The organism is Protofrankia sp. Cas8 (genome assembly GCF_963555845.1).
In the GTDB taxonomy this organism is placed as follows: domain Bacteria; phylum Actinomycetota; class Actinomycetes; order Frankiales; family Frankiaceae; genus Protofrankia.
Window position 1 is genome coordinate 1 of the sequence record NZ_CAUVXI010000254.1, and the last position, 6,989, is coordinate 6,989.

Annotated in this window: 7 protein-coding genes and 1 pseudogene; 4 read left to right on the forward strand and 4 right to left on the reverse strand. The window is 68.6% G+C overall.

The annotated features are described in order from the left end of the window. Nucleotides 1–168 (reverse strand): transposase (locus U9977_RS27255; RefSeq protein ID WP_416210765.1); only part of this gene is annotated, 168 nt, incomplete at its 3' end. Between the two features lie 127 nt (nt 169–295). Continuing rightward, nucleotides 296–856: a TetR/AcrR family transcriptional regulator gene (locus U9977_RS24260; protein ID WP_322751600.1), complete on the reverse strand. Its 561-nt coding sequence runs from the start codon at nt 854–856 to the stop codon at nt 296–298. 89 nt (nt 857–945) lie between these two features. On the opposite strand from U9977_RS24260, the gene U9977_RS24265 reads away from it, so the two are divergent. Further along, nucleotides 946–2,028, forward strand: a complete 1,083-nt coding sequence (locus U9977_RS24265; RefSeq protein ID WP_322751601.1) for a hypothetical protein — start codon at nt 946–948, stop codon at nt 2,026–2,028. 359 nt (nt 2,029–2,387) lie between these two features. Here the strand turns inward: U9977_RS24265 and U9977_RS24270 are convergent, their stop codons facing one another. Beyond that, a complete protein-coding gene (locus U9977_RS24270; RefSeq protein ID WP_322751602.1) occupies nt 2,388–2,951 on the reverse strand; it encodes a CchlQ in 564 nt (187 codons plus the stop codon). Nucleotides 2,952–3,049: 98 nt separating this feature from the next. On the opposite strand from U9977_RS24270, the pseudogene U9977_RS24275 reads away from it, so the two are divergent. Further along, nucleotides 3,050–4,033: pseudogene (locus U9977_RS24275) on the forward strand (integrase core domain-containing protein); the annotation flags it as partial. Between the two features lie 123 nt (nt 4,034–4,156). Here U9977_RS24275 and U9977_RS24280 read toward each other — a convergent pair. Then, nucleotides 4,157–4,834 carry a TetR/AcrR family transcriptional regulator gene (locus tag U9977_RS24280; protein WP_322751603.1) on the reverse strand — a complete coding sequence of 226 codons (678 nt, stop codon included), beginning with the start codon at nt 4,832–4,834 and terminating at the stop codon, nt 4,157–4,159. A 60-nt stretch (nt 4,835–4,894) separates the two neighbouring features. Between U9977_RS24280 and U9977_RS24285 the strand changes: the two genes are divergently transcribed. After that, on the forward strand, nt 4,895–5,896 hold the full coding sequence (locus U9977_RS24285) for an ATP-binding cassette domain-containing protein (RefSeq protein WP_322751604.1): 1,002 nt from the start codon (nt 4,895–4,897) through the stop codon (nt 5,894–5,896). Next, a complete protein-coding gene (locus tag U9977_RS24290) occupies nt 5,893–6,735 on the forward strand; it encodes an ABC transporter permease (RefSeq protein WP_322751605.1) in 843 nt (280 codons plus the stop codon). Before U9977_RS24285 ends, U9977_RS24290 begins: the two co-directional genes overlap by 4 nt. Nucleotides 6,736–6,989 lie beyond the last annotated feature (254 nt).

Below are 6,989 nucleotides of genomic sequence, written 5' to 3' on the forward strand. Positions count from 1 at the left end.
CTGGGCCGCCTCGGTCTCGTCCCGTGCTTTCTTCAACCACTTTCCCAACGTCATCTCGTGGACGCCGATGTTCCGGGCGGCCTCAGCGGCCGAACGGCCCCCATCAACGACGAAAGCTACCGCCTGCGCCATGTACTCCTCGGTACATGCACGGCGTGTCGAGCCCATATCTCGCGCTCCCGATCAATCGGGCAGCTTTACCGAGTGTCCACTAAAGCGGGTACGGTCCAGACGGGAGCCGACGACGACACGACTTCTCGTGGGCGGCGCGGTCCCGCGGGACGATTCTGGGCGGTCAGGCTGCCAGCAGCGGCTCCAGGGCGGCCAGCAGCTCCTCGTCCAGCACGATGTTCGGCGCGGCTCGGCGGAGCGAGAACAGGCCGAGGTAGGCGGTGTAGGCCAGCAACGCCCGACTGCTCGCCACTGCCGGGGTCAGCCCGAGTGCCGCGTAGGTCCGTTCGAGGTAATCCAAGCGTCGCGTGGTAACCCGGCGAAGCACCGGAGCCACCAACGGCGATGCCGCGTCCGCCAGCACCGCCGCCTCGACCGAGCCGGTGCCCACCCCGACAAAAGCCTGGTGGAACAGCACCCGGAGCTGGGCCCTCGGGTCGGCGTGGACCTCGAGATCGGCGATCACCTGCTCGGTGTGCCGACGCTCCCACTCCTCGAGCGCCGCCACGAGGAGCGCGTCCCGGTTGGCGAAATGCCAGTAGAAGCTGCCCTTGGTCGTTCCCAGCCGGACCGCGACCGGCTCCACCGCGACCGCCGCGACACCACCGTCCGCGAGCGCGTCGAGGGCCGCGTCGACCCACTCACGCCGACCCAGGCGCGGCGCCCGGCCGCTGGTCTTCGCCACGTCCGTACGCTACCGTACAGACATCCAACCGTACGGCACCGTATGGACCGTGCCGCGACGGTGTTCCGAACCGTGACAAGGCAGGCGCGATGGTCACCAACATCCACGCCAGGACGGTCGCCGGGTCGGTCGAGGCCGCCGGTGCGTTGCTCGACACCCTGGCCGGCCCCGACGACCGGCTCTGGCCCACCCGCGGCTGGCCGCCGATCCACTTCGACCGGCCACTCGGCGTCGGCGCCGTCGGCGGCCACGGGCCGATCCGCTACGCCGTCGACTCCTACACGCCAGGTCGCGACATCACCTTTCGGTTCGACCCACGCATCGGGCTCATCGGCACCCACCACTTCACGGTGGCGTCGCAGCCCGGTGGCCGGGTCGAGCTCCGCCACACGCTCACCGGCCGCACCACCGGGACGACGCGCCTGAGCTGGCCGCTGGTCTACCGACCGCTGCACGACGCGCTCATCGAAGACGCGCTCGACAACGCCGAACGGGAACTCACCGGCACGCTCGCCGGCCGGCCGGCCGGCTGGTCCCGGCGGGTCCGGCTGCTGCGAGGCGTGCTCGCGCGCACCCGACGACAGCAGGGGGCGACGCAGCCGCCGTCGCTGCTGCCGGGAGCCGCGTTCGGCAGCCGCTACAGCCGGCGGGTCGCCGCCTCCCCCGAAGCCGTACGGCAAGCCATCCTGGACCTCGAGACCACCGACCTGCCCCTGACGGGAATTCTGACGACCATGCGAAGCCTGCCCGCGCACATGTTTCGCCGCACCGGCCCCGGCGAGACGACCGGCACCCCCGAGCCAACCCGGCTCGTCGACCAGCTCGCCGGACGCGGCTTCGTCCGGCTCGCCGACGAACCCACGCTGCTGGCCCTCGGGACGGTCGCACGGTTCTGGCAGCCACGGCCAGCACGGGCACAGGTCGCCGACGCCGCCGGCTTCGCGGCCTTCGACGAGCCCGGCTGGGCCAAGGTCGCCACGGCGCTCACCATCGTCTCGGCGGACGGCGGGCGTAGCAGCATCCTGACCACGACCACGGCCATAGCGCCGACCGACGACGCCGCCCGGCGAGCCTTCGGTCGCTACTGGGCGCTGATCCGGGTGCCGTCCGGTCTGATCCGCCGCGAATGGCTCGCCGCGATCGCCCGCCGCGCCGAAGCGACACCCACCTGACATCGTGCGTGTTACCGAATCAGATGCTCGGGAGAGCCCGTTCGTCGCTGCGGCCGCTATGATCTGCCACGCGAATGAACTCACGCCTGTTATGGCTTGCTCAACAGGGTCACATGCTCGACGACGACGCCGCGTAAGAGCGCCCGGCAATAGGGGTGTGGATCAAGGAGCGGGGCTGGGGCACGTAGATCGCGAGGCGGAGGAGGAAGGCACCCTGGTGTTGGGTGTCGACCGACGACAACGACGACGACGACGCATCATTCGATCATGCCCGGTCGGCCACCCTGACTGCCACGCCCGGCCAACGCAACAGCGCCCCGGCATGTGAGTTCGCTTCGCGCGCTGCGCGAGCACGGACTCTACTGCGACGGCCTGCACAGGTCGCACCGTTCGCGACCGTTCCAGGAAGGCCAGCCGAAGGTATCGGGCGACAGTGCCTTCGTCCCCAGCTCCTCTCGGACATACCGCCTGTAGTGCCAGACCGCGTCGAGGTACGGATGGTACGCGTCGTGAAAGCTGGCGGATGAGATGGAAGCACCTGCTGCCACCACCCGTCGCAGTGCCCGCAGCTGTTCGTACATGGCCTGACCCGCGCCGGCCACGGTCGAGGTGGCGTCGATGAAGAGCCTCTCCCTCGCCTCGTAGATTCCCGCGTCGGCCAGTGCCGCGCGGGTACTCACCTCACGGTTGCTCGGCGTCTCAGATCCTTCGGCGATCTGGCGAAGCCGGGTATGGCAAACCCCTACCGCGGAGACGAAATCGATGTACAGGCTCCGGCGATTGGCCTCCCGGCTCCTGTCTTTCTCGTCGTGATGGCGCAGGACGTCGGCCAGGATGGTCCCCGAAAGAGCGAGGGCGCCACCGCCTAAGGTCGCGACCAAGGTCGTCCAGTCCACACTCGCCCCTCTGCCTGTCGTGCCCACGAAGAGTGCACCCTCTGCGACTGCCCTCGTAGGGAGGCTACGACCCATCGCATCGCGGTCGCGAACCCATGGCGACAGCGCGCGACCCTGTGGGGCTCCAGAACGTCGAGCTGCTCGTCCTGCGCCATCAGGTCGCGGTCCTGCGCCGCCACGTCCACCGCCCAGCGCTCGAGCCGACAGACCGGGTCCTCCTGGCCGCGTTGTCGCGGCTGCTCCCCCGGACCCGGTGGGATGCGTTCTTCGTGACGCCCGCGACGCTGCTGCGCTGGCACCGCGAAATCCTCACCCGCAAGTGAACGTATCCCCGGACGACACCGGGGCGTCCACCGGTTCGCCGCGAGATCCGCGCCCTGGTGCTGCGGCTGGCCGCGGAGAACCCCGGTTGGGGGCACCGCCGGATCCAGGGCGAGCTGGTCGGGTTGGGCTACCGGGTCGGAGCCGCAACCGTGTGGCGGATCCTGCACGCGGCCGATGTCGATCCCGCACCACGGCGGGTGGAGGCCTCCTGGCGGTCCTTCCTGCGGGTACAGGCGGCCGGCATCCTGGCCTGCGACTTCTTCACCGTCGACACCGTCTTCCTGCAGCGGATCTACGTGTTCTTCGTCGTGGAACACGCCACCCGCCACGTCCACGTCCTCGGCGCCACCAAGCACCCGACCGGAGCCTGGGTGACACAGCAAGCAAGAAACCTGCTGATCGGCCTCGACGACCGCGCCGGAAACTTCCACTTCCTGATCCGTGATCGTGACAGCAAGTTCACCGACACCTTCGACGCGGTATTCACCGGTGCCGGGATCAGCGTGCTGCGTACCCCACCGCAGGCCCCCAAGGCGAACGCGATCGCCGAAAGGTGGGTCGCCAGCGTCCGCCGCGAGTGCACCGACCGGATGCTGATCGTCTCCGAACGACACCTCACGTCGGTCCTCGATACCTACGCCGAGCATTTCAACACACACCGGCCGCACCGCTCCCTCGACCAGCAACCACCCGACCCGCCAGCACCACAACCCACCCCAGGCGCCGCCATCCGTCGCACCCGCATCCTCGGCGGCCTCATCAACGAATACCGCAACGCCGCCTGACCAGGTCCCCTGGCATGGACGCCACCCGGCAAACCCACAGGTCACCGGCCCAATCGGCGTTTTGGAGCCCCACAGGCCCGGATCGTCTTGACGTGCGATCTTGCCGTCTCGCTTGCGGTGCACCTACCGGCGTGTTCGGTAGCAGCGCAGCCACATCTCAACGCCGTCATCGACGATCTTCTCGATGTCGGCGGGTGAGAGGTCGCGCATCCCGTAACGGGACTGGTGCGCTGCCTCGTACGCGGTGAGCAGGACGAGTTGGTGGGCAGCCAGGTCGACGTCACGCACCTCGAGGACCCCGTTGTGGACCTGCTGTTTGATCTCGCGCGCGAGGACCTTCTCGAAGACGGTGCGCGGGCGGGCCCATTCGTCACCGAGCTCGGGGTGGCGCACCTGCTCGGCGATGATGACGCGGCGCAGCGCGTTGATGTTTTTCGCGAGGATCAGTTCCACCCAGATCCGTGCGGCGGCACGAAGGTCGCGGTCCAGGTCACCTGACTCGGTGAACTCCGTCGCGAACCGGGACTCGGCTTCGCTCGCGGCGTCGCGCTGTGCTGTCTCGATGACCGCGGTGAACAGGCTCTTCTTGTCGCCGAAGTGGTTGTAGATCGTCTGCTTGGAGACCCCGGCCTCGGCCGCGATCGCATCGACGCTGGTGTCGGTGAAGCCGTTGCGTAGGAACACCCGCTGGGCGGCGTCGATGATCGCCCGCCGCTTGTCGGGCCGGCCGGGGTGCGTGTCCGGCGATGGGGCCGCCGAACCGGCGGCGGGAGCCCGCCCACCTTGACCACGTGGACTCACAAGTCCAATACTAGCGAGAGAACTTGGACTAGACGGTCTAGTCCAATACTAGGAGCGTCCATGTCCTCTCTCCTCCGGCGCCGCACCGTGTCTGCCCCGGAAGGTTCCGCGTCCGTCGAGGCGGTGGTCCACGCCGATGGACTGAGCAAGGTCTATCCGGATGGCACGGTCGCGGTGGACGGCCTTGATCTGTCGGTCTGCCGGGGCGAGGTGTTCGCTCTCCTCGGCCCGAACGGCGCGGGCAAGTCCACCGCGGTGGGCATGCTGACGACGGGTGTCGTGCCGACGGCCGGCCGAGCCTGGGTAGCCGGGATCGACGTCGCGGGCCGGCCGGCCGACGCCCGCCGGAACATCGGCGTGGTCCCGCAGCGCAACACCCTCGACCGGAGTCTGACCGTGCGGGAGAACCTCGTCTTCCACGGGCGGTTCTTCGGCATGCGCACCGCCGATGCCCGCCGTGAGGCCGATCTACGGCTTGAGCAGGTCGCGCTCGCGGACGTCGCCGGCAAACCGGTGGACGGCCTGTCGGGTGGCATGACCCAACGGCTGATGATCGCCCGCGCGATCCTGCACCAGCCGGCGGTCCTCTTCCTCGACGAGCCGACCACCGGCCTGGACCCGCAAAGCCGTCTCGCCCTGCACAGCATGGTCCGCGAGCTGCGCGCCGCCGGTCAGACGATCATGCTGATCACCCACGACATGCAGGAAGCCGACCAGCTCGCCGACCGGGTAGCCATCATCGACCACGGACGCCTGCTGGCCCTCGACACGCCCGAGAGCCTCAAGCAGTCGATGGACGCCGACACGGTCGTGACGGTGGCGGCAGAGACACCGCCACGGCAGCTGGCAGCACTGCTGCGCGAGCAGGTGCCCGGGATCCACGACGTCCACATTCTGCAGAACGCCGTCCTGCTGATGGTCCACGGAGGGCGAGCAGTGTTCCCGGCCATCGTCGCCGCTGTGACAGGCGCAGGCATTGTCCTGCGCGATATCCGCGTCGACGAACCCTCCCTGGAAACCGTCTTCATCCGCCTCACCGGCAAGGAGCTCCGCGACCGATGAACACCGCCACCGCCGTCCCCGACCCGGCCGCCACACCGGTCCACCCCTCCGTCGTCGCGGCCAGCCGCGCGGTCGGCGCCCTGCTCGCCCGCGACCTCACCGTGCTACGCAGGCAGCCAAGCAACTTCCTCGCCCGCACCGTGGTGCAACCCCTGATGCTGCTGTTCGTCCTCGGCTACGTCACCCCGAAAATCACCCCCGGCCACGGCACCGGCGCCCAGGCGGGCGACGAAGCCACCACACTCCTCGCCGGGATGCTTGCGATGGTCGTCCTGTTCCAAGGCATCTTCGCGGTCGCCATGCCACTGGTCCAGGAGTTCGGCTACACACGCGAGATCGACGACCGCGTCCTGTCCCCTATCCCCGTCGGACTCGTCGCGTTCGCGAAAGTCGTCGCCGGCGCGCTGCAAGGCATGCTCGCCGCGGTCGTCGTCTTCCCCCTCGCCGAGTTCGTCCCCTCCGCCCGACCCGACGTCCACCTCCACTGGGCCCTGCTCCTGACGCTCGCACCAATCGGGGCGCTGATGTGCTCCAGCCTCGGCCTTTTCCTAGGCACCGCCCTCGATCCGCGCAGCGTCACCGCACTATTCGCAATCATGCTGACGCCGCTGCTCTACCTCGGCTGCACCCTCTACCCATGGAGCACACTCGGCCCCATCCGCTGGGTCCAGGCACTGTCGCTAGCCAATCCCCTCACCTACGTCAGCGAGGGCTTTCGCGCCTCCGTCACCCCCACCCACCACCTGAGCCTCTACATCATCTACCCTGCCCTCATCGGTTTCACGGCCCTGCTGCTCTGGCAGGGAATACGCCACTTCCGGCGCCGCGTCGTCACCTGACATACGCCCATGGGATATGTCATCTGCACAGCAGCGGCCGCCACCAATGGCGGCCCACGGTGACCGCCACCCAATCATCAACTACTCGACGCGGCCCTGAAAACGCACAGTCCCTTACGCGCCGCGATAATATCCGGGTGGCGGGTACGCTGAGCGGCTGCTACTCGTCGATGCAAAACCCCCGGCGCGGCAGATATACAGTATGCAGCCGAAAATCGGCGATCCGCGCCGTTCAGGGAGCGACCGCCGGGTAA

Excerpts from the sequence above, each read along its gene's own strand:
- U9977_RS24265 (WP_322751601.1), top strand. The coding sequence starts at position 946 with ATGGTCACCAACATCCACGCCAGGACGGTCGCCGGGTCGGTCGAGGCC.
- U9977_RS24290 (WP_322751605.1), top strand. The coding sequence starts at position 5,893 with ATGAACACCGCCACCGCCGTCCCCGACCCGGCCGCCACACCGGTCCAC.
- U9977_RS24285 (WP_322751604.1), top strand. The coding sequence starts at position 4,895 with ATGTCCTCTCTCCTCCGGCGCCGCACCGTGTCTGCCCCGGAAGGTTCC.